Here is a 23,923-nt window from a genome sequence, read left to right as displayed (position 1 = left end):
AATACAACACAACTCTAATTCATGGCATAAAAATAATATGGATCTTCTGTTTAAATCCGATTCCCGTGCAAGACTTTATCCCCTGAAGACAGCTGCGCCCCGATTTACACTGCTCGCGCTTTCTTTGGGCATGCTGGCAGGCTGTACGATCAATACCGATCCGACGGCGCTGCCCAAGCCGATCCGTGAGCCACAGTCGCAATTGGTTATAAATGAAACATTACAAAATGAGCAGGCGCAGGACCCTGCTCAACGTAAGCGAGATCGCTTCGGTGTGACCCCCAACCAACGTCAGAGTGTGAGGGTCATTACCCCTGATGACTCAACTCTGGGAGAGGCGCTTCAGGGTGATGCCATCAGCATGAACGTGAACAATTTTCCGTTACCAGCCTTTATCAACGAGGTCTTTGGCAACCGGTTGGGACTCTCGTTCACAATGACTCCTGAACTGCAGAAGAAAGGCGATCTGGTAACGCTTCGCATGAGCGATCCCCAGCCGCCAGCAGTGCTGTTCAATACGGCGCGCAATGTACTCGCTGATTATGGAGTAGAAGTCAAGTTACGCGATGGCCTCTATACCTTCGGTGTGGCCCAGACCGTGGCTAATGATGCCTTGCCAATAATGGTGAGTGGCGGTGCATTGCCTGATGTTCCCATGTCCCATCGGCCGGTGTTTCAAATAGTGCCGATGAAGGTGGTTCGCAGCGATCAGATGGCCGCATGGCTCGCGGAAATGTTTGCGAATTCGCAGCTAAAGATAAAAGATGATCGCGTTATCAATGCCCTGATGCTGCGAGGTCCGGTTGAGCTGGTTAAACAGGCGAGCGAGGCAATATCTCTGTTCGATCAGCCAGCGCTCAAAAGTAGCCACAGCTTGGCCATTAGCCCTGTTTATTCAGATGCCGAGCAGCTGGGTAATGCCCTCATGAAGGTGCTGCAATCAGAAGGGTATGATGTCTCTGACTCTCCGCCGTTTGGTGGCGTCTTGGTTTTGAAGATGAAAGAGTTGCAGCGCATCATCGTCTTTGCTGCCGAACCTCGTGTGCTCAGTCATGTTCGCCAGTGGGTCGAGGTGCTGGATCGCGAATCCCAGGAGAAGGTTGAAAACGGGCTCTTCATTTATCAGGTACGTAACACCCAAGCCGCTGCGATTGCCACCATGTTGGGGGCACTCGGTTATGGGGCTAACATTCCTGCCACCGGGGTTAACAGTGGCAACACCGTGAGTGCAACTGGCGAGCAGAGTGGGACCGGTAGCCTTACTGCTGCTTCGCCGGCTACATCGACGCCGACTAGCATCGCCGCCAAGGGAGACCAGGGGAGCGTTGTGGTAGATGGCAACCGCAATGCCCTTATCTTCAAGGGGAGTGGCCGTGAATGGGTAACATTGCGTCCGTTGTTGGATGAGCTGGACAAGCCGGTGCCTTCCGTGATGATTGACGTACTGCTGGCCGAAGTGAATCTGAATGACAAAGAGGGACTTGGGGTTGACTGGAGTAATATCCACACCGATTTGGGCGCCAAAGACCTGATCATCGGCACGGCCAACGGGATAGGCAACAGTGGGCTTAACCTGACACTCAACAGCGCTGGTCAGACCCGTGCCAAGCTCAATGCCTTTTATGAGAACAAGCAGGCGGTTATTCGCTCAAGTCCCAAGTTGATGGTTCGCAGCGGGGAAGAGGCGAGAATCGAGGTGGGTAATGAAATCCCTGTGGTGACTGGGACCAGCCAGTCAACAGATAACCCGGATGCTCCCATCAACAAGACAGTGCAATATCGCAAGACCGGTGTGATCCTGACCATCAAACCGACGGTACAGGCGAGTGGCGTTGTTGATCTGACGATTAGCCAGGAGCTTTCGGAGCAGGCGGATACCTCCACCAGCACCGATGCCCTTAGCCCAACGATCATGAATCGCAAGGTTAATACAGCCCTGACCCTCCGTGATGGCGGCTCTGTGATGTTGGCGGGACTGATCTCCAGCACCAAAGGTGAAGGGGATACCGGCGTTCCTTTGCTAGGGGATATTCCCTGGATCGGCAGTTTGTTCAAATCAAAAAGCAATAGTCAGAATCGTACCGAACTGGTGGTGATGATCATCCCCTATGTGCTTCGTGATTTTACTGAGGCTCAGAGTTTGACCGAACGCTACCAGCAGCAGCTCGAGCTGAACAACGCACCGACACTGCAGCGTCGCTTCTTGCCCGGCATGGAGCCGAAAGAGGAAACGCAGCCGGTAGGGCAGTAAATATAACCATACCGCCTGATATGATGTCACCGGCACAGTAATCCCGGCCGAGCTTGTTCATCACCAAAGACCCCCTCCAGCATTGGAGGGGGTCTTTTTTTATCTCTCTTCGCCCAATTTGCAAGGTATGGGTGTTGTTGATGTGGCTATAGAGGCTGTTATAGGCATGTCAGGAAGGCTGCTTTATATAAGAAGGGTTTCCAGGTGACGAAGCACCTCCTTGGCAGGCGCCGTGTGTGTGCTGAACCGCGATATATATGGTCATGTCGCGCTGGTGTCGGGCGGCTGCCTCAGCGGCATGCTACAGATGCGGCACCTTGAATTGCTCATCAGTGGCTATTCGCCGCGAAGGCTACTTGTTGATTGAATAGCCTGATGCAAGCCGCATTGGGGGGCCATGGTACGGTTTGATACAAAAAATGGCAGGTTAAAGGATTGTTGATTTCGTTTGGGGGGCTAAGGCAAGCCATCTTGAGGGGGAGGAGAAAAATGCGGCCTTTTTGCCACTAATTATTTTTTTGTCATTTTGCAACCCCGTTAATTAATTTTCGTGATAGAAGCCTCAATAGCGGTGGGCGTACGAGTCTGTATAGAGAGATTGCGTATGGTTTCCATTGAATACACGCATGAGATGAACCGGATCGCATTGAAACCTTGTTGCTGATTTAGTAATCAGTAAGGGTGTCAAAAGAGGTTAACTTTGTGTGATTTTTCCCACGCTTTGGTGCGTTTGGCGCTTTTATGCGCAGCCAAGCCGCTGACAGCGCTTGATTATTTTGCTGCGACAGATATGATCAACAGGCTTTTAAGCAATAGAGCCTCATTTTTCCTGTGCTTGATTCTTCTTTCCGGAAAAAGGGCATCAGGCTGGAAAACAGGTTTTAGTCTTACCTGAGGGAGCTCGGGTTAAACTAGTTTAATTTTGGAGAATGATTCTAATGAAAAAGACACTGATTGCACTGGCCGTTGCTGGTCTGAGCTTCAATGCTGCTGCAGTTGATCTGAATGCTGCTGTTTCCGATGCTGCTACTTATGCATCTGAAATTACCCTGCCTGCCAAGCTTAATGACGCGGCTAACAAACTGGACGTAAATGTTCAGATCGGTTTCTCCGCTACTGCTAACGTTAAACGTTACGTGCGTATCGACCTGACCAACGCAGAGTTTGAAACTGCCGTTGTCGCCGCTGATGTTGCGACCCTCGCCCTTGACGGTGGTAGCCCTGCCGCGCCAATCGCTCTCGCTCCTTCAGTATCTGCTGGTGGTAATAAAGGTGATAAATTTGTCATCGTTGAAATCACTCCAGCTCTGGCTCTGAAAAATACCGATGTTTTGGTATTCAAACTTGCTGATATCAAAGCACTGGGTGGCGACGCATCTGTTCAATACCGTCTGTATGAAACTGGCGTTGCTGCTGCGGCTGGTAACAGTGAAACCCTGGCTGCCAAATCAGGCAAGCTGTTTGGTTTTGCTTCTGGCTTGGTTGCCAAGGTTGACACCAAAGGCGCCAAACGTCTCATCGATGTGACTCAAGAGTCCAAGTTCTTTAAAGATGAAACTAATGCCAATGTTCAAGGCCTGAGTGCTAACGAAATCGGTTCAATCAAGATTGAAAAAGCCGCCAACGTATATAGTGCTCTTGGTGCGCCGATCGAAATTGCTGACATGGTTAACACTGCCAAGCTGGAAGTCGCAGGTAACTTCTCTGCTGGTCTGAAAGATAACGATAACAAGCTGGTTGCTGGTGCAACTGTATTTGCTGGTATCGACGCTGCTGATACTACTGTTACCGATAGTAAGGCAACATTTGTGTTCGACCCGTCTGCAAACTATGCCGGTGCTCTGACCTTTAACGTAGACAAAGTTACTGCCATTGAAGCTCAGGATATGACTGTCAAGTTTGTGCCTGTTGCAAAAACTGGCTACACCATGTCAACTGTTGATCTGGGCGTGATCGGTACTCTGGCCAAGAATGGCTCCAGTGCTATCGCTAACCTGGTACTGGCTCCGGATACCTCCTACACCAACCTGGTGCGTATCTCCAACACCTCCGGTATCGCTGGCAAGTTCTTTGTTACCGCGTTTGCTGATGACGGTAAGAGCGTAACCTTCCCGCTGTCTGACGTAGCTGGCCAGCCGGCTTCTCTGGCTGCCGGTGCTTCTACTCAGCAGATGAAAGTGGCTGATATCTATGCTGCCGCTCAAGCCAAAGGTCTGGCTCTGACTGGCGACAAGAAACTGCGCCTGAAAGTAGAAGGTGAAGTAGGTTCCCTGAGCCTGCAGAACTACACCGTCTCCAAAGACGGCAACGCACTGAACACCATGAACGCATTCTAATCGTTCCTGATGCCAAAGCGTCGAGCGGGCAGCGTAAGCTGCCCGTTTTTTTTGGGTGATTTTCAACCGTCGTCAGTGGATGTCGCACCCCATGATTGGTGAAGGGATGCTGCGCAAGGATGGATAGTCTCATCTGGCAGGTTATGTTATTATCGCGCCGCCTCGGTTTCAGCCGGGGCGCAGTTTTTTAAAGGAGTCCTCATGATCCGAGATGACAGCATTCATCCGCGTCGTTTACTTGCCTGCTGGTCCCAACGCCATCTTATCGCTACCTTGGTGCGACGCGAGGTTGCCAGCCGATATCGTGGTTCACTGTTTGGCAATTTGTGGGCGCTGTTTACTCCACTCTTTATGCTGGCTGTTTATACCTTTATTTTCAGCGTGGTTTTCAAGGCACGCTGGAGTGGTGGCAGTGATTCTCGCAGTGAGTTTGCCCTGGTGTTGTTTGCCGGCTTGATGGTTTTCAACCTCTTTTCCGAGTGTTTTAATCGAGCTCCTCGTCTTATCCTGGAGAATGTCAACTACGTCAAGAAGGTAGTATTCCCTCTCGATATCCTGCCTTGGGTTGCATTGGGCAGTGCCATGACCAACCTGCTGATCAGTTTTCTGGTATGGATTGCATTTTATATGATTGCCTTCGGCATGCCGTCTGTCACCGCATTGCTTTTCCCCATTGTGATTTTGCCGCTGGTATTTTTGGTCATGGGCATCTCATGGGCGCTGGCTGCAATGGGGGTCTATTTGCGAGATCTCTCGCAACTGGTCGGGGTGATCAGCACCATCCTGATGTTCCTCTCGCCAATTTTCTACCCTGTTGAGGCGCTGCCGGAAGAGTATCGCCATTGGTTGAATGTCAATCCACTAACCCCGGTGATTGCACAGGTGCGTGATGTTCTCTATTGGGGAAAATTGCCTTCTTGGGAGTCATACGGCATGACATTGATTGCCGGTATGGCGGTAATGTATGCAGGATTTGCCTTGTTCCAGAAAACGCGTAAGGGGTTTGCCGATGTGCTCTGACAAAGTCGCGATTGAAGTGCGTGGTTTGAGCAAGTGTTATCAGGTTTATGAGCAACCGGTCGATCGACTCAAACAGTTTGTCATTCCTCGCTTATCCCGCTTGTTTCGTGGTGCTGCCAGACAATATTTTCGCGAGTTTTGGGCGCTCCGGGACATTGATTTCACGATTAAAAAGGGTGAGACCGTTGGGATTATCGGCCATAACGGGGCCGGGAAATCCACGCTGCTCCAGCTGATCTGCGGCACCCTTAATCCATCTCATGGTGAAGTTAACGTCAATGGCCGTATTGCCGCCTTGCTTGAGCTGGGGGCTGGATTTAATCCGGAGTTCAGTGGGCGTGATAATGTCTATCTCAATGCCAGTGTCCTGGGATTGAGTAAAGAGGATATTGATGCAAGGTTTGATGAAATTGCTCGTTTTGCCGACATTGGCGATTTTATGGAGCAACCCGTCAAGACCTATTCCAGTGGTATGTACGTGCGTTTGGCGTTTGCGGTACAGGCGTGTATAGATCCTGAAATTTTGATCGTCGATGAAGCGCTGGCAGTTGGCGATATCGGTTTCCAATACAAGTGTTTCAAGCGTATGGAGGCCCTGAAAGCGAAGGGGGTAACCATTTTGATGGTGACCCACTCAACAGGCAGTATCCTGGAGTATGCCGATCGTTGTCTGGTAATGGAAGGTGGGCGCCTGATTGGTGATACCACTGATGTGCTAGCTGCGGTGATGGCTTATGAAAAAGGGATGATCCTGTCGCAGGAGCAAGCCGATACCTTGGCATTGCCAGACATTGAAAGTGATGGCGATTGTCCATCGCAGTCAGTCTTACTTGAAAAGCAAAAGAGTGAGGCCAATCTGGCGCTGGGTGAGAAGCGATTTGGTTCTGCCCGTGCGATTATCGCCAGCCTGACCATTGTCAAGGCGGATGGTACACCTTTTCATGAAGAACCCCTTGTGAAATCAGGTGAAACACTGACGCTACGTTTTGAACTCTGGTCGAGCCAGAGCATTGAAGATGTGGCATTGGGACTCTCATTAAGCCGGGCCCAAGGTGGTGACATTTGGGGTGATAGCAATATTGCCGCTGGTCACCCCATAACCTTGAAACCCGGTCGCCAACTGGTGACTTATCAAGTGACCTTGCCAATTAATAGTGGCGATTATTTGTTGCACTGTGGTCTGGCATCCCTCAAGGGAGGGGAGCGTGAGGAACTTGATCAGCGTCGGCCGATGCAGGCAATAAAGTTCTGGTCTTCCAGAGAGCTGGGCGGCGTCGTACACGCGCCTATTACCGTTCTGGCCTGAATTATTCGGAGTTATCCATGCTGGCTGCTTTTCTACCTCCTTATCCTTTTCGCGCCCAAGCTGCACCTTATCTTTGGTGCTATTACCGTTTACTTTGTGAGTGGGCTGATGAATCTGCTTTCTTCATCACTGGGCGTGATTATGTCCGCGCTCCTAGTGATTGGGACGGTCGCTGGGAATGTGATCAGGCGGTACAATCTCGGTTGGGATATTCCTTGCCAGTTAACGCCATGCCTGAGCAACATCATTACGCATGGCTGAATGAAAATAGATTTGATGATTGGCTGAATAAGCTCAATGGTAATCCCATAGAGGCGTTTCGGCGCTTCTTGTGTGAGCGCGATGCGGCTTTTGAGCGTGAACTGGAGGGGTTACTGGATACAGCTCCGGCTGAACTTGAAGCCATCGTCACTATATGTAATGTCGCTTCACTGGAGGCTGTGTGTGCTGCCCGTGGTATTCCTGTCATCCATATTGAATTGGGCCCACTGCGTGGCCCCTTGTATCGTGAGACCGGGTATGTCGATTTTCGCGGTGTCAATGGCAACTCTGAGTCAGCACAACGTTATTCCCTCTGTGATGATTGGCAATTGTCACTCACAACACGAGAGCTATTGCATTTTTTCTTGACTCATCCCGAAACTTGCCAGAGTTTGCCTGCTCAAACCACTTATGAATGTGGGGCGGTGTTGCAAGTTGAAGACGACTCTAATCTGGTCGCTTATGGCAATGGAATGAGCAATCTCGCACTGCTTGCTGCAGCACGTCAGAAAGTGGCAGCAAATGGTCTGCTTGTTCGTACCCATCCTGGAAGTCCATTTGCGCTTAAAGATGCGCATATTAATCTCGATAAGTCACCTAATAGTCTATATTTTGTTGCTTTGTGTCGACAGATATTAACTATCAACTCTAGTGTAGGACTGGAGGCGCTTTTACTAGATAAGTCACTCACTGTCTGGGGTGATAACTCTTACAATTTTATATTGGAAGCAGATGATGAAGCTGAACGTCTAAGACGGCTTAGTTTCTATCTATTTGGATATTTGGTGCCTTTCTCATTGCAATTAAAACCTGCATATTTACGCTTTCGATTGGGCCAACCTGAACAACACGATATAATTCTTTGTCATGTGAGCGAATACATGCAACAAGATCACCTTGATCCAAAAATATTTGACGGTCTACCCTCTTCGGTTCAAGCTGCAGTTTCTATACAGTTTGCCAATCTTGCTCGTGAGCATCAGGCTGATGCTCGGGCATGGCAAGAGCGTAATGCTGAATTGGCAGCTGCGTTGTCTGAACAAGCAGAGTTACATGCCAAGCATCTATCTGATTATGAAGCTGAGATTACTCGTCAATATCAGGAGTCTCTTTCTATCATTGAGAGACAGCAGCAAAGTATTGATGAAGCACAACAGCAGGCCACTAAACAAAAGGAAATGTTCTCTGAGCGATTGGTAACTATCTCTGAACAAGCCGAGTTTTCATCTCGCCAAGTCAATGCTCTTGAAAATCAACTTCAGCATCAGGATGCGCTCTTTCAAGCTTGGCAACAACAAGTGACAACCAGTTTGTCCTGGCGGATAACAATGCCTTTAAGAGTGATGGGTCGGTTGATGCGTGGTGATGTTGTTGCATTACAACATGGCTGGCGACAAGTATGCAGCGAAGGTGGCCGGCGTGGCAAACTGGCGCGAATGATCCGCCCGTTAGTGCATCCTATGATTATTCTTGCCAGAGACCCATCATTATTAATGAAAGGGTGGCGTAGTTTGCGACATAATGGAGTCAGAGAGACGTTACATCGCATTAGTCATGTATTGGGTCATCAGTCTCACTATGCCATGCCAGAGGTTATTTCTCTGGGAGATAAAGATACTGCTGAGTTAGTTATTCTAACAACTACGCATTGTGGTTATCTTGCCGAATTGATGTGTGCAAGTTTGAAGAAAGTGAATATTCAGGCTGTAGTTCAATATCAAATGCCTGAAGAAGGTTACTTGGATGTCTTGCATATCGTCATCTGTCCACAGATGTTCCCTGTTTTACCTGGGCAATATATCGCTTATCAACTTGAGCAGTCAGTAAGTTCTCGTTGGTTCACTGACGATTACCTTGCTCGTCTGGAAAATTCCCTGGCCATTTTCGACTACTCTTTAAAGAATATTGCCTTTTTGCAAGATAAAGGATTGAGCTATCGCCAGATCTATCATCTGCCTGTGGGTTTTCTTCCGCGCGAGCTTGCCGACTCGGTTCCTGAGACGGTTGATGTGTTATTTTATGGTGATATTAATAATGATAGACGTAGAGCCTATGTTGCGGAGCTAAAAAAGCATTTTTCAGTGAAAATCATCAATGATCTTTTTGGTGATGCGTTGTATGCTGAAATGGCAAAAGCAAAGGTGATTGTTAATATTCATTATTATGAAGGCGCGCTACTGGAAACAACCAGAATATACGAGTGTTTGTCGCAAAATAAAATAATTGTATCTGAAGAAAGTGCAGATATGGATGAGTATTCTGAACTGTTACCTTTAGTTGACTTTGTTCCTGTGAACGATATTCAAGCAATGGTGGAAAAAGTTGAGCATTGGGTCTCCAGTGATGTTGCCAGAAAAGAGCGAAATAATGAAATAAGAAAAGGCTGTGCTGACATGCCTGATATGTTTTCCTATTATTTCTTGAGGTTGTTTTTAGCACACGACCTTATCACTTATGATGATTTTTATAAGGCTGTGGGACATGTCATTCAGTTTGATACAGATATGATTTGCTTAGGTTTACCTGAGACGACAGCCCGAAAAGTGGATTTTGAAAAAGATAATCACTATGGTATTCAGTATATTCCGGGCCTGAGACATCGACTTGGATGGATAGGATGTGGATTAAGTTATAAATTCCTCATTAATAGGGCGAAAGATCTCAATTTTCCACAAATTACTATCTGTGAAGACGATGTTCTCCTTCCAGATGATTTTTCGAGCAGACTTAATGAGATTAAAAAATATTTATCTGGAAAAGAAAACTGGGATGTATTTGCTGGTTTGATTGCTGACTTGCATGATGATGTTAAAATATTAAATATCGAAGATGTTGACAATGAGTGTTATGTTCATATAGATAAAATGGTAAGTATGGTCACAAATATTTACTCGAATAAATTCTATGATAAGCTCTTGGCTTGGGATAGCTGTAATCACGATCCACAAAGTAATACCATTGATCGTTTCATTGAGCAGCATGATGATGTTCACACAATTGTGACATCCAGATATTTAGTTGGTCATAAAGAAGACCTGAATTCTACTTTGTGGGGTATATCAAATATGACTTATAAAAAATTAATACAAAATAGCGAAAATAAGTTGCAAGATAAAATTGCGGCTTATAAAGCCAACTAATTATGTTGAGCCATATTGAAAAAGAAAATCACTGGCTCGACATTTGTCGAGCTAGTGCTATCCTTTTAGTGTTGCTTTCACATGGTCGTCGTCTATTGTTTCCTGTTTTTCCAGATGCTCAACTTTTTAAGTTTGGTGGTTTTCTCGGGGTTGAGATATTCTTTGTATTATCTGGTTTTTTAATAGGCTCAATTATTATAGAAAAGAGTTCTAAAAGTGATAGCCGTTGGCGCTGGATTCCTAAATTTTGGGGGCGTCGTTTTTTACGGACCTATCCCAACTATTTATTGTTCTTACTCTTAAATTGGCTGATTATTGACACATGGCGACCTGAATCGGTACCAGAATTATGGCGTTATATGACATTTACGCAAAGCTTGTTATCGCCCCATCCTGGTTTTTTTGGTGAGGCTTGGAGCTTGGTAGTTGAAGAAATTTTTTATTTTTTTATACCAATACTAATGCTTTTTACTTGGCAAGGTTCTCCTGTGCGGACATTGTTGGTTACTCTTTTTATATTGCTAGTGTTTTCTTTGATGATGCGCATAATATTTGTGTGTTTAGAGCCTGGTTTAACATTTAATCAAGTCAGATCGACAGCATTATTACGTCTTGATTCAATTATGATTGGGGTCTTAACCTCTTATTTTTATTACCATGGTAAACTATGGCGAGATATAACAATTAAGGCAGCACCTTTCTTAGCTTTGTTGCTAATACCCGTTATTATTATCTCGATGCAGCCAGATGAAGTTATGGATGACAGCTTGTTATTAAAAATTTTATTATTTCCAATAGCGAATCTCGCTGCTGCTGGTCTGCTTGTTTTTGGTATTAACTTAAGGGTTAATAATTTATTCTATAGATTTGTAAAGCCAATTGCCAGATGGTCATATTCTGCGTATCTCGTAAATTTATTAGTGTTAAGTGCTATGGGTTTCTATTTGCCAAATGTGACTGAGGATACTGCTATTTTATATTGGCTTGGTTTTATACTTGCTACGCTAATTGTCTCGGCGGTTATTTATAACGTTTTTGAACGCAATATTTTACTGTGGCGTGATCACTGGATTAAATAGCATGTGCCAATATCATTTATCTATTTCCGTGGTTGCTTATTGCACTGAAAAGTCAATGATAACAACAACTTTCAAAAAATTACAGAGAGCAGTAACTGATGCTGGGGTTGTGAGTTCCTTGATAGTTGTAGACCACTCACCATCGAGTGATTTTGCTATTAAAAATGAAGATGTAAGCAAGAGTTTTATAGATGATCATGACTTGATTTTTGCACAGTCAAATCCAGGGTTTGGGGCTGGTCATAACCGTGCATTACAGACTGATGCTAAATATCATCTTATCCTGAACCCAGATCTTGAAGTTGCTCCAGATGCACTGAAAAATGCGTTTGAATTTATGGAGCAACATCTGGATTGCGGATTATTGACGCCTTTCGCTACATGGGAAGATGGTGAGGTACAACGGCTTTGCAAACGCTATCCAACCGTATTTGATTTACTGTTGCGTGGTTTTGCACCCGCGTTTGTGAAGACGTTATTCCAGACGCGCTTGGCGAAATATGAGATGGCAGATCAGCTCAACAATCATGACGTGCTGTGGGACCCACCGATTGTCAGTGGTTGTTTTATGCTGTTCCGCACAGATGTTCTGCAGCAGCTCGGAGGGTTTGACCCTCGGTTTTTCCTCTATTTTGAAGACTTTGACATCAGTTTGCGGGCAGGAAAGATCAGTCGGATTGCTTATGTCCCTCAGGTGAAGGTCGTTCATCACGGTGGGCATGCATCCCGCAAAGGCTGGCGCCACATCTGGATGTTTGGGCGTTCCATGGTGACTTTCTTCAATATTCACGGTTGGCGTTGGTGGTAATGGCAGATATCAAAAGTACAGTCTTGGTCACAGGTGCCAACGGATTTGTAGGCAAAGCGGTCTGTGAACACCTGATTAGATGTGGAGCCAATGTGAAAGGCGCGGTGCGAAGTCACCCGCTGGCTTCTTACCATGTTCAGGCTCCCTCTCTGACTGCGGATGCCAACTGGACAGCCCAATTGCAACAGGTGGATGTGGTTGTTCACTGTGCTGCCAGGGTGCATGTGATGTCGGATACAGCGACAGATCCCCTGGCAGCATTTCGAGCGGTGAATACAGAGGGCACCCTCACGCTTGCTCGGCAGGCGGCAGAGGCCGGTGTAAAGCGCTTCATCTTTATCAGTTCGATCAAAGTGAATGGCGAGCAGACCGAGCCAGGCAAGCCATTTGATGAGAATGTGCAAAGTCCGCCAGAAGATCCCTATGGACGCTCGAAGTATGAGGCTGAGCAGGGGCTGATGGCACTCGCGAAAGAGAGTTGTATGGCTGTAACCATCATTCGTCCTCCTCTTATCTATGGAGAAGGAGTGAAGGCTAACTTTGCCAGTATGATGACGTGGGTGCGCAAAGGGATCCCGCTCCCTTTTGCCCGTTTGACCAATGCGCGTAGCCTGTTGGCGTTACCTAATCTGTGTGACTTCATTGCCCATGCGATGGCGCACCCTGCCGCAGTGAACCAGGTCTTTTTAGTCGCAGATCCTGTCGCAGTGTCGACGTCTCAGTTGTTGGTGGCGATTGCAGAAGCAGAAGGAGTTAGCTGTCGGCTCTTTTATCTCCCACCAGGAGTAATAAGAGTGCTTGGACGCTGTTTGGGGATTGATGCCAAGCTACAACGGATTTATGGCTCTCTGGAAATGGATACCAGTAAGGCTCAAAGCCGATTACAATGGTCGGCATCCTATTCGCTCTCTCAGACCCTATCTCTGATGTCGTCGATCCATAGTGAGTCGTCTTGATGCTGGCATTTGTTTTGTTGTCGATATTTTGTCTGTTTCTTTCAATCACCATGACCGGCCTGCTCAGGCGTTACGCCCAGACCCGCTTGCTTGACCAACCCAATCATCGCAGTTCGCATCTGGTGCCTACCCCGAGAGGCGGTGGAATGGCTATCGTGATGACCTTTCTGTTGGCAGCCCCGCTGTTTGTCACCCTGCTCCCACTGCCCTCCACGGTATCCCAGAGCAGCTTCGCATTGATATGGGTTGCGGCTCTTGGCATTGCACTGGTTGGTTTTATCGATGATCATATATCTCTCAAGCCCCGAACCCGCCTGATTGTGCAGAGCATGGCGGCAGCTTTGGTGGTATCTGCGGTGAATGGCTTGTCAGAGTTGACCATCTTTGGCTGGCAGCTTGATCTTGCCTGGTTTGGTTACTTGCTGGCCTGGCTTGGGGTGATCTGGTTTATCAACCTGTACAACTTTATGGATGGCATCGATGGCTTGGCGGCCAGCGAGGCCGTTGTCGTCTGTCTGTTCATGGCGTTATTTCACTATCTGGTTGGGGGAGAGTGGTCGTCTGCCAGTTTGATCCTGCTACTGGGAATTTCTGCGGCGGGCTTCCTGTGCTGGAATTTTCCACCTGCCAGGATCTTTATGGGGGATGGTGGCAGCGGATTTCTTGGCTTGATGCTGGCTTCCCTGATGCTGCTGGATGCCGTTTCTGCACCTCAATTCCTGTGGGGCTGGCTCGTCATGCTCGGGGTATTTGTGGTTGATGCAACCTGGACGTTGCTGAATCGTTATCGTCTGAAATGTCGTCTGAGCGAGGCGCATCGTACTCATGGCTATCAATATCTGGCGAGACGTTGGCAAAGTCATCGAAACGTGACATTGGCTGTGCTTCTTATAAATAGCCTATGGCTTGCGCCGATCGCTGTCATGATTGTATTGGGCCAGCTCGATGGTGTGATCGGTCTGGTCATTGCCTACTTGCCGTTAGCCTTTCTTGCGTATCACCTGAATGCAGGAGTACCAGAATGAGAAATGAGCTTTTACCCGGAGGGGGTTGGCTACTGACTTGCCTGGGCTCCTTATCACGAGCCAGTAAGCGTGTCATCTCTGTCGCCGTTGATATGCTCTTGATCACCATGACCTATTGGGGAGCGTACTGGATCCGGCTTGAACATAACTGGCCCATCGATAGCCCTCATCACTGGGCACTGCTTGGCGCAATTATCGTTGTCAGCATCAGTTTGTTTGTACGGCTGGGGCTCTATCGCGCAGTACTCCGATATGTCAGCTTTCGGGTCTTATGGACAATCTCGCTAGGGGCATTTCTTTCAACCTGTTTCTTTGTTCTCTCTGCGTTTTACTTTGATATCTTTCTGCCCAGAACGGTATCTGTTATCTATCTCTCCTTTTTGGTGCTGCTGGTCGGTGGTGTGCGGCTGTTTTTCCGGGCGCTGCTCAATACCACCCGTCTGGCTCGTACCCAGGTATTGATCTATGGAGCGGGTTCTTCGGGTCGACAGCTGCAAATGGCCTTGTTGCAAGGTAATGAGTTTTATCCCGTCGCCTTTATTGATGACGATCCCGCTAAACAGGGATGCGTGATCCAGGGCTGTACCGTTTATCACAGTGCTCAGTTACCAGCCCTGATTGACCACCATGGGGTACAGAAGATCTTGCTGGCAATGCCGAGCAGCACCAGAGCGCGTCGCCAGGAGGTGATCAATGCACTTGAGCCCCTCTCTTGCGAAGTGCTCTCCATCCCTGGGATGGCCGATCTTGTCAATGGCTCGGCTCGCATAGATCAGCTCAATGAGGTTTCCATCGACGATCTGTTGGGCAGAGACCCGGTAGAGCCGGTGACAAAATTAATGGAAGCCAATATCACAGGAAAAGCGGTTATGGTGACAGGTGCCGGTGGCTCTATTGGTTCTGAGCTATGCCGCCAGATCTTGCGGTGTCGGCCATCCACCTTGGTACTGTTCGAACTATCCGAATACGCCCTCTATGTCTTGCACAAAAACCTGCGGGAGCAGTGTCATCGTGAAGAAATCGAAACGGATCTGGTGCCGTTACTGGGGTCAGTGCAGCGCCAGCATCGCCTCAAGACTGTGATGCAGAGTTTTCGGATCCAGACGGTCTACCATGCAGCAGCTTATAAACATGTCCCGCTAGTCGAGTTCAACATCATTGAAGGAGTGCGCAACAACGTATTTGGAACACTGTATGCTGCACAGGCTGCCATTGAGGCTGGGGTCGAGACATTCGTGCTGATCTCCACCGACAAAGCCGTGCGGCCGACCAATACTATGGGCGCCAGCAAGCGTATGGCCGAGTTGATCTTGCAAGCCTTGACCCGTGAAAAGCATCAAACCCGTTTTTGTATGGTGCGTTTTGGCAATGTGCTTGGATCTTCGGGTTCTGTGGTACCGTTATTCAGACAGCAGATAGATAAAGGAGGGCCCATTACCCTTACTCATCCCGACATCATCCGTTACTTCATGACAATACCTGAGGCTGCCCAGCTGGTGATCCAGGCTGGCGCAATGGGGGAGGGGGGCGACGTATTTGTTCTCGATATGGGGCAACCGGTACGGATCATGGAGCTGGCGAAGCGCATGATACGCCTGAGTGGTCTGACACTGCGTGATGAGCAGCGGCCCGATGGTGATATTGCCATCGAGGTGACGGGGTTACGGCCGGGTGAAAAGCTCTACGAAGAGTTACTGATTGGTGATGATGCCAGAGGAACCGAACACCCCAGGATCATGGTGGCACAAGAGAGTTGGCTGCCTTGGTTTCGTCTGAGGCCCTTGCTGGCTTCGCTGGATGAGGCTTGTCACCGTTTTGATCACCAACAAGTACGTGACATTCTTATGTATGCCCCTGCGGCCTTTGAGCCAACTGATGGGATTTGTGATCTTGTGTGGCTAGCGAAGCAGCAGCATACAATAACGGAGAACATCGTGAAGCTACCGGTACACAATGTTCATTTTTTGCTGGCTAGAAATTGAGTTACCTGTTTCTATAATGAGGCAACTTGGATGCGATTAGGCCAGATTGTGGCATTTTATCGAGAATATGCCGCAATTATTACTAATGTTAGTATTCTATTATTTGAAAAAATGGTGACCATTGGGTTGGTTTTTTTTTGCGAGGGGGTAATTAGTCATCTACTCGGTGTGTCATTATATGGGAAATGGCTATATTCGCTCAATGCCGTCATTTTATTGTCATCAGTTACATTGATTGCCGGCTCGGAAGTTGTTGTTCCGGCGTTAGTTCGGCATCCTCATTTGCGTTGGAAGATACTATCTTCAGTATTTGTTTTTCGTCTACTTTTCGCTTTGGTTGCTTTGTTTGTCACATTAGTCTACGCAAATTTTATTGTCGCAGATCAAGATGTAAGATTAATGCTGATGCTATTGGCACTGTCGCTCATTTTTAATGAACCATTTTCAGTAATAGCCAACTACTATCAAGCTACCACAAATATAGGCATTGTTGTTGCAATTCGTCTTGCAATTTTATTATTAAGAGTGCTTTTGGTCAGCCTCGCTCTTGTATTTTCATCTTATTTCATCATCTATTCAAGCCGGGCAATAGAAGCAATGTTTTTAGCTATGTCTCTGAGTTGTGTTATTTATTTTAGAGGTGGCATCTGGGACTGGCATAAAAAAGTGGCAGTGATAATGTTAAGTCGAGGTGGGGCGCTCTGGGTACCATTAATGCTGATGCTGATTTATATGAGGATTGATCGCTTTTTCATCGAGCATTACTTAGGGTATGAACAACTAGCCATGTATGGTGTAGCTAGTCAAATGCTCGAGCAGGGAGTACTTTTACTTGGTATAGTTGTGCAGTCTATAGCGCCAATGATGTTATATGGGCGCAGAGTAAAAAAAATACATACGGTCTGTTTAGGACTGTTATTAGTTGCATGTATCTTGCAATTAATGGGTTGGTTATGGCTACATGAAATTGTTTATTTTATATTTGGAAAAGATTATGAGTTAGCTGCAGAATTAGCTATTATGATGTTGCCTGCGCTTTCTTTTTTCGCTGTGGATAGCGTTTTAATGCAACGATTATACCGTGATAAAAAATATTTATTGATAATGTGCAAGTGGTTCTCTCTATTAATTATAAGCATATTCAACTATTGGCTGTTGCTAAAAGTATTTCGCTCCGATGACATTTATATCGTTTACATAACTAATGCTTTTTTGTTGATGGCTGCGACGATGTCGATATACTTCATTCATCAATATAAAGGTTGCGTGTGTAAGGTCGTGCAATGATAACAATAATGACGCCAACTTATAACAGAGCATATGTTTTACCAAGGTTGTATGACAGTTTGTGTCAGCAGACAAGACGGGACTTTGAATGGCTCGTAATCGATGACGGTAGCACTGATGGTACCGCCGAGCTTATTTTTAATTATAGAGTTAAATCTGACTTTCCAATCAATTATTTTTATAAAGAAAATGGAGGGAAACATCGCGCTATAAATGAAGGTGTGATTCATGCGACCGGTGAATGGATTATTATTGTGGATAGTGATGACTTATTAACTGGTGATGCTCTTGTCAAGCTATATGATGTTATGAATCATATTGGATCGGAATTTGTTGGGATGTGTTTTAGAAAAGCAACATTATCTGGTCACATAATTGGTATCTCTGGTACAGCATGGAACAAGTCAATGGTAATGCAGCCTATCATGGCTGGGCATATATTAAAAGGTGACTTGGCTTATGTTTTTCGCACTAATGTTATGCGCGAGTGTCTTTTTCCAGAGTTTCCGGACGAAAAGTTTGTACCAGAGTTATATATATGGAATAAAATTTCCGATATAGGTAAGATAGTTTTTTATGTAGACCAAGTAATATACTTGTGTGAATATCTTCCTGATGGCTACACCTCAAATTTTAAAAAAAATCTAAGAAGTAATCCATGTGGTTTTGGTTTGTTTTATCGAGACCAGGTGATCCGAGATACTCGATTGTCCGGCAAGGTCAAAGCATGTGTCAGAAGTCTCCAGTGTATTCTTTACTGTTGGTTGAAGAAATAGCATGAAAATTGCGATGGTAATCACAGGCCTTGGTATGGGAGGCGCTGAACGACAATTGTGCGATTTGGCAGATCAATTTATTAGGTTGGGCCACCATATATTAATTATCTCGATGACCGATGAAATTATAAATCGCCCACATTCGACTGCAGTAGACATCGTTTCACTGCAGATGAGGAAAACTCCACTTAGTGTTTTCAAAGCATACTGGCAGGCGATCAGGTTACTTAATCAATATAAACCGGATGTAGTGCATAGCCATATGGTGCATGCAAATATTTTTGCTCGGTTATTACGATTATTTGTATCATTTCCGAAGCTTATCTGCTCTGCGCATAGTGTTAACGAGGGGAGAGGGTGGCGTATATTGGCATACCGGCTTACCGAAAGGTTATGTGATCTTAACACAAATGTAAGCCAAGAGGCAGTTGAGGATTTTATTAAACAAGGTGCGGTATCTGCTGGGCGAATTAAAGTCATGTATAATGGTATTGATACGGAACGTTTTTATTTTAACGCCATAGTCAGAAATAAATTACGCACTCAGCTTGGGATTGATGACAATAACATATTGTTAATTTCGGTAGGTAGACTGACCGCTGCCAAGGACTATAAAAATTTGCTTGTTGCATTTGCGATGTTATCTTCGAGATTCAGTAATGTTAAGTTGGTCATCATAGGTGAGGGTGAGGAAAAAGAATGCTTAACCACAATCGCTAGCGCACAAGGGATTAGCGAGCGAGTTCATTTCTTGGGGCTGCGCTATGATGTTGAAGATTGGATGAGTGCAGCAGATATATTTGTGTTGTCATCAGCTTGGGAGGGGTTTGGTTTAGTTCTGGCTGAGGCTATGGCTACTGAGCGGGTAGTGGTTGCCACCGATTGTGGTGGAGTGAGGGAAGTGGTTGGCTCTGCTGGATTGCTTGTCCCCTCTAAAAATAGTCAGCAGCTATTTACCGCGATTGAGCAGGCTATGATGCTCTCGCCGCTTGAGAGAGAGGTGATGACCAAGGAGGCTCGGACTCGGGTTATTAACCATTATTCAATAGAGACTATCTGTCTGCGTTGGTTAAATTTGTACAAGGACTACACATGAGCAAACATCTTTGTATGGTGAGCAATACAGCGTGGTCAATGTGGAATTTTCGCCGCGGATTATTATCTGCACTTATACAACATGGATATCGCATAACCATTGTTGCGCCACCTGATAATACAGTTTTTTCGCTCTGTGATTTGGGGTGTTCATTTATACCGTTGGCACTATCCCCTAAAGGAGTCAACCCAATTGTTGAACTAAAACTAATATTTGATTTCGTAAGAATATATAGGAGAATTAATGCGGATTTAATTATCCATTATACGGTAAAACCAAATATATATGGTTCTTTTGCTGCACATCTTTGTCGCACACCTGCCTTGGCTATAACCACTGGGTTAGGATATGCTTTTATGAATGATGGTTGGGTGCCTAAAGTAGTAAGATTGCTTTATAAATTCGCGTTTAAATATCCTAAGCTAGTCATTTTCTTAAATGAAGATGATCGCCTTGAATTTGTATCAAGACAGTTGGTATATGAAAGAAAGACTCTGTTACTACCTGGCGAGGGTGTTGATTTGAGTTTTTTTTATCCTTCAGCGAAATTTGCTGAAGATGACTCGGTTAGTTTTTTGCTCATTGCGCGGTTGTTATGGGATAAGGGGATTGGAGAATATGTAGCAGCCGCAAAGCAGATTCACATTAGTCATCCAAACATAAAGTTTAAATTGTTAGGCGATGTTCAGGCTGATAACCCAAGAGCGATCGGATATGCACAGTTGCATGAATGGGTCAATGAAGGTGTGCTGGAATATCTCGGTACTACACATGATGTTAGGCCTATCATAATGGAAAGTGATTGTATTGTGTTACCTTCTTATCGCGAAGGATTGCCAAGAACTATGATCGAAGCTGCTGCAATGGCAAAGCCAATTATTGTTACTGATGTCCCTGGATGTAGAGATGTACTGCTACATGAGAAAACCGGGTTACTCTGTCAAGCTAGAAATGTTTCATCATTGGCTGATGCGATGATGACATTCATACGAATGACTACAGCTCAAAGAACCTTGATGGGTAATGCTGGGAGGCAATTTGTCAGTGCCAGATTCGATGAAAAAAAAATCATTGGCATATATTTTGATATATTGGCTCAGCATATCGATGGCGTTCACCCCTGTGGTTGATGACTAAATGAGTTTTTCATGATAAATAACAGCTATTATCCATATGGTGGTCGTTGGTATGACCTTGTACGGTTTAATTATACTATAATGTTCTTTTTTACATCTTTGGTATCAACAGTACTACCTGCATTTTTGTTTTGGGGAGGGGACTTTTGGAATATCCTTGATGATGTAAAGATAAATTCACTTTTAGGCATCTTTATAACATGTATTACGGCTGGTTTTTTCCTGAGTCGAGTGCTTTGCTATCCTGGAGTTAATGCCTTATCATATATGATTCCAACAGTAACTGCAGTGTATGGTATATTATTCGGTGTGTTGCTTCTGTTTCGTCTTGAGTATAGTAGACCAGTAATTATAAGCTCGTATATATTGGCTTTAGTCTCTTGCTGGATTATTTATGACTTAGGGGTACGATCTGGCAAAGTTAAGTATTCTATCATCCCGGTTGGCAATTATCAGAAACTGTGTGCCTTGACTGCTGTTGAATGGAATATTCTTCACAAACCTGATATATCTCTGTTTTGTGGTAATGCCGTAGTTGCTGACTTTCACTCATCTGATTTGACGAGTGAATGGCAAAAGTTATTAACTGATTTCGTTTTGTTAGGGATACCAATCTATCACAGCAAAACTATATATGCATCATTAACAGGCCGAGTCAGCGTAGAGCAATTATATGAAAATGACTTGGGTTCTGCTATTCCCTCGTTGTTTTATTTCTTTTTAAAAAGACTTGCTGATTTTTTGATTGTTATAATTGCAATTCCCTTTTCTATACCGGTGATAATTATAACGGCAATTTTGATAAAACTGGAAAGCCCCGGCCCTGTTTTCTTTAAGCAAAAAAGAGTTGGGTTTGGTAATAAAGATTTTGTAATATATAAATTTCGTAGTATGCATGACAGTTCATCATTAGACAATGCATGTTTTGCTCAGGAAGCTGACAAACGGATTACTCGTGTTGGTCATTTTATTCGTAAATATAGAATTGATGAGCTCCCGCAATTTTTAAATGTTCTTAAAGGGGATATGAGCTTGATTGGTCCACGACCTGAACAGCGTTTTTTTGTAGAGAGGTTTGAGTCTGAGTTACCATTCTATATGTATCGTCATATGGTCCGTCCTGGTATAAGCGGATGGGCTCAGGTTATGCATGGCTACTCAGCTGATACAGATAGTGCTCGTATAAAATTAGAATATGACTTTTATTATATTAAGAATTTTTCGCTTTGGCTTGATCTATTAATAGTAATCAAAACTATGAAAACAATGCTGACAGGGTTTGGGGCTCGTTGAGTATACGGAAATAATATATGAGCAGCTTGTATTGGATTTTATCTTCATCATATTGGTTACTTGGAGTGCATTTTTTTATGCACAACCCCGGAGGCGCAGGGCTGTATCTGCCCTTTAACGCATGGGGATGGGTGTTTACCTCGTTGGCTATTGGATTGGGATTGTGGCAGGTGACGTTACGCCAGTGTCTGATCTTTTCTCCATTGCAGGCTGGCTTATGGATAGGGGCACTCTTGATGCTGCTCCCCATGCTCTATCTCGGGTTTGCGCTCAAGGATTATGCCATCCCCAGATTACTGGGGCTTTTTGCTGGTCTGTTGTTTTTGTTTGGGCTCTATCAATGGTGCTTTAATCGGTTACAGCGTGATCGCTTGCTCTACCTCATCCTGATTGCGATCGCAATCGAAGCTACTCTTGGTCTGGTGCAGTACTATCTGTTGACGCCAGGTAACTGGATTGGCTATGACACTAAAGCCAATCGCCCTTACGGGATTTTTCAACAGCCAAACGTGATGGCGACGTTTATGGCAACTGGCCTTGCCCTTGCTATCTGGCTGGAATTACGCCGAGAGGGTGGTCGATTGCTGATGGCGTTGCGTTATGGCGTCATTCTATCAGCAGTACTGCTGCTCGTTGTTTTGCAATCCCGAGTGGGGCAGTTAGGCGGTCTGCTAGCACTGTTTTTACTGATGCCTCAGCTTTATCGACAGCGACTGCTATGGCGGATATTGGGTCTGGTTATTTTGGCTGTAGCGATTGGTCTGTTATCACAATATTGGCTGGCTGGAGCAAAGCGCGGATTAGAGATCTACCAGTCCGGTGGTATGCGCTCTATTTACTGGCCCTATGCTGCCAAACTGATTGCACAGGCTCCCTGGAGTGGTTGGGGATACGGCAGTTTTGAATCTGTTTTTCTCCATCACTATATGGCTGATAAAGCGCTGAATCCGTCCATGGTGCAGATTGAGTACAATCTTGACCACCCCCACAACGAGTTTCTCTATTGGGCTGTTGAGGGCGGTATTGCACCCATGGTCGGCATGGTGATCATGGGAGGTGCATTATTATGGCGTCTGGCGAGTGTGCGCTGGGTGCATGCCATGGGGCTGCTTGCCTTGGTTACCCCAATATTGCTTCATACCCAGACGGAATACCCTCTCTACCATGCGATCGTGTTATGGTGGCTGTTGCTGACGCTGATTTATATCATCGATACCGAAATTGAGGAGACCAACCTGGCGAGTCAGGGTTTCTCATCATGGTGGGATATGGAGTGCCGCCCATGGTTGTTACTGCGATTTATGGCGATCGCTATCCCGCTGCTGGTCGTTCCCTTTATGCTTACAGCCATTCACACCGCATGGGTAGTCACCAAATATGAACGGGGTGGGTATAAAGAGCCGACCTTGCTACTTGATATCGTCAATCCCATGGCCTGGTTGACCCGAGTCGAGTTTGATGTGAACTCAGTTCGTCTGATGGTGGGCTTGCAGACAAATAACAAGACCGAACTGGAAGCTTATCTGGAGTGGGGGCAGGCATTCGTACGCCATACACCGCGTGCCAACATATACGCCAATATGGTGATCGCGCTTAATGCATTGGGTCGTACAGAGGAAGCCAATGCGATGCGAGCTGAAGCACTTAAGCTCTATCCAACCGAGCCCCTTTTAACTGGGTCTGCTTCACAGGCAGTGATTACCGGTGTTGACCAATCAGGCAAGAATATAACCAAAAATAAATAGTGCTATTTGGATACATAGAAAGCCAGCCCTTAAAAACGGCTGGCTTTTTTATTGTTTACCTTCTGGACGGCCAGTATCCGAACAGTCTGTTTTCGGACGCATACCTCTGTCAAGCGGGCTACAAAAAGCATATTTGAAATGTCATGTTTCGCTCTCAACCAATTGATTAATATGTAATTTTATTGATGGTGTCGAATGGGTTGATAGTCAATTAGGAGTATCCCCCTCATCATCGGGTGAAGGGACAGGTTCTAGACGTGCTCATTGCTAAACAGATAGGCATAGTCTTGTCACATGATGTTGAACGTATGGTAGAAATGTGCGCTCAGGCTTATAAAGCAGGTTACATAGCTCGTTTGTTGGATGCTGAACTGGAAATTAATGAGTCTTGAAATACCGATGTTCTTGAACGCAAGATGGTAATCA

At 45.8% G+C, this 23,923-nt stretch carries 16 protein-coding genes; all 16 read left to right on the top strand.

The window, feature by feature from the left end; genetic code table 11:
- Positions 1-37: 37 nt before the first annotated feature.
- Entirely contained in the window at positions 38-2,251 is a 2,214-nt protein-coding gene (locus tag AB5Y83_RS00650; protein WP_139400842.1) for a secretin N-terminal domain-containing protein, read from the top strand.
- Positions 2,252-3,189: 938 nt separating this feature from the next.
- Complete coding sequence (locus AB5Y83_RS00645; RefSeq protein ID WP_368174505.1) at positions 3,190-4,587, top strand: hypothetical protein; 1,398 nt, start codon at positions 3,190-3,192, stop codon at positions 4,585-4,587.
- Positions 4,588-4,788: 201 nt separating this feature from the next.
- Entirely contained in the window at positions 4,789-5,607 is an 819-nt protein-coding gene (locus tag AB5Y83_RS00640; protein ID WP_139429716.1) for an ABC transporter permease, read from the top strand.
- Complete coding sequence (locus tag AB5Y83_RS00635; RefSeq protein WP_139400836.1) at positions 5,597-6,913, top strand: ABC transporter ATP-binding protein; 1,317 nt, start codon at positions 5,597-5,599, stop codon at positions 6,911-6,913. The genes AB5Y83_RS00640 and AB5Y83_RS00635 overlap by 11 nt, the downstream gene beginning before the upstream one ends.
- 17 nt (positions 6,914-6,930) lie before the next feature.
- Positions 6,931-10,314 (top strand): glycosyltransferase family 25 protein, encoded by a 3,384-nt coding sequence (locus AB5Y83_RS00630; RefSeq protein ID WP_368174504.1) that lies wholly within the window; start codon positions 6,931-6,933, stop codon positions 10,312-10,314.
- Positions 10,315-10,316: 2 nt separating this feature from the next.
- Positions 10,317-11,393, top strand: a complete 1,077-nt coding sequence (locus tag AB5Y83_RS00625; RefSeq protein ID WP_279489113.1) for an acyltransferase — start codon at positions 10,317-10,319, stop codon at positions 11,391-11,393.
- Position 11,394: 1 nt separating this feature from the next.
- Entirely contained in the window at positions 11,395-12,201 is an 807-nt protein-coding gene (locus AB5Y83_RS00620) for a glycosyltransferase family 2 protein (RefSeq protein WP_139400832.1), read from the top strand.
- Positions 12,201-13,157: an SDR family oxidoreductase gene (locus AB5Y83_RS00615; RefSeq protein ID WP_139429718.1), complete on the top strand. Its 957-nt coding sequence runs from the start codon at positions 12,201-12,203 to the stop codon at positions 13,155-13,157. The genes AB5Y83_RS00620 and AB5Y83_RS00615 overlap by 1 nt, the downstream gene beginning before the upstream one ends.
- A complete protein-coding gene (locus AB5Y83_RS00610; RefSeq protein ID WP_368174503.1) occupies positions 13,157-14,182 on the top strand; it encodes a glycosyltransferase family 4 protein in 1,026 nt (341 codons plus the stop codon). The genes AB5Y83_RS00615 and AB5Y83_RS00610 overlap by 1 nt, the downstream gene beginning before the upstream one ends.
- Complete coding sequence (locus tag AB5Y83_RS00605; RefSeq protein WP_139400826.1) at positions 14,179-16,164, top strand: nucleoside-diphosphate sugar epimerase/dehydratase; 1,986 nt, start codon at positions 14,179-14,181, stop codon at positions 16,162-16,164. The genes AB5Y83_RS00610 and AB5Y83_RS00605 overlap by 4 nt, the downstream gene beginning before the upstream one ends.
- 30 nt (positions 16,165-16,194) lie before the next feature.
- A complete protein-coding gene (locus AB5Y83_RS00600) occupies positions 16,195-17,451 on the top strand; it encodes an oligosaccharide flippase family protein (protein ID WP_368174502.1) in 1,257 nt (418 codons plus the stop codon).
- 8 nt (positions 17,452-17,459) lie between these two features.
- Positions 17,460-18,227 carry a glycosyltransferase family A protein gene (locus AB5Y83_RS00595; RefSeq protein ID WP_236395515.1) on the top strand — a complete coding sequence of 256 codons (768 nt, stop codon included), beginning with the start codon at positions 17,460-17,462 and terminating at the stop codon, positions 18,225-18,227.
- 1 nt (position 18,228) lies between these two features.
- Positions 18,229-19,323, top strand: coding sequence for a glycosyltransferase (locus tag AB5Y83_RS00590; protein ID WP_021231165.1), 1,095 nt, complete (start codon positions 18,229-18,231; stop codon positions 19,321-19,323).
- Positions 19,320-20,453 (top strand): glycosyltransferase family 4 protein, encoded by a 1,134-nt coding sequence (locus tag AB5Y83_RS00585; RefSeq protein ID WP_031227807.1) that lies wholly within the window; start codon positions 19,320-19,322, stop codon positions 20,451-20,453. The genes AB5Y83_RS00590 and AB5Y83_RS00585 overlap by 4 nt, the downstream gene beginning before the upstream one ends.
- 18 nt (positions 20,454-20,471) lie before the next feature.
- On the top strand, positions 20,472-21,752 hold the full coding sequence (locus AB5Y83_RS00580) for a sugar transferase (protein ID WP_368174501.1): 1,281 nt from the start codon (positions 20,472-20,474) through the stop codon (positions 21,750-21,752).
- A 17-nt stretch (positions 21,753-21,769) separates the two neighbouring features.
- Entirely contained in the window at positions 21,770-23,497 is a 1,728-nt protein-coding gene (locus tag AB5Y83_RS00575; protein ID WP_031227806.1) for a PglL family O-oligosaccharyltransferase, read from the top strand.
- The last annotated feature ends 426 nt before the right edge of the window (positions 23,498-23,923 follow it).

It is taken from the genome of Aeromonas sp. R5-4 (genome assembly GCF_040908215.1).
Lineage (GTDB): Bacteria > Pseudomonadota > Gammaproteobacteria > Enterobacterales > Aeromonadaceae > Aeromonas > Aeromonas veronii.
This window is presented reverse-complemented; position numbering and strand designations above follow the sequence as displayed.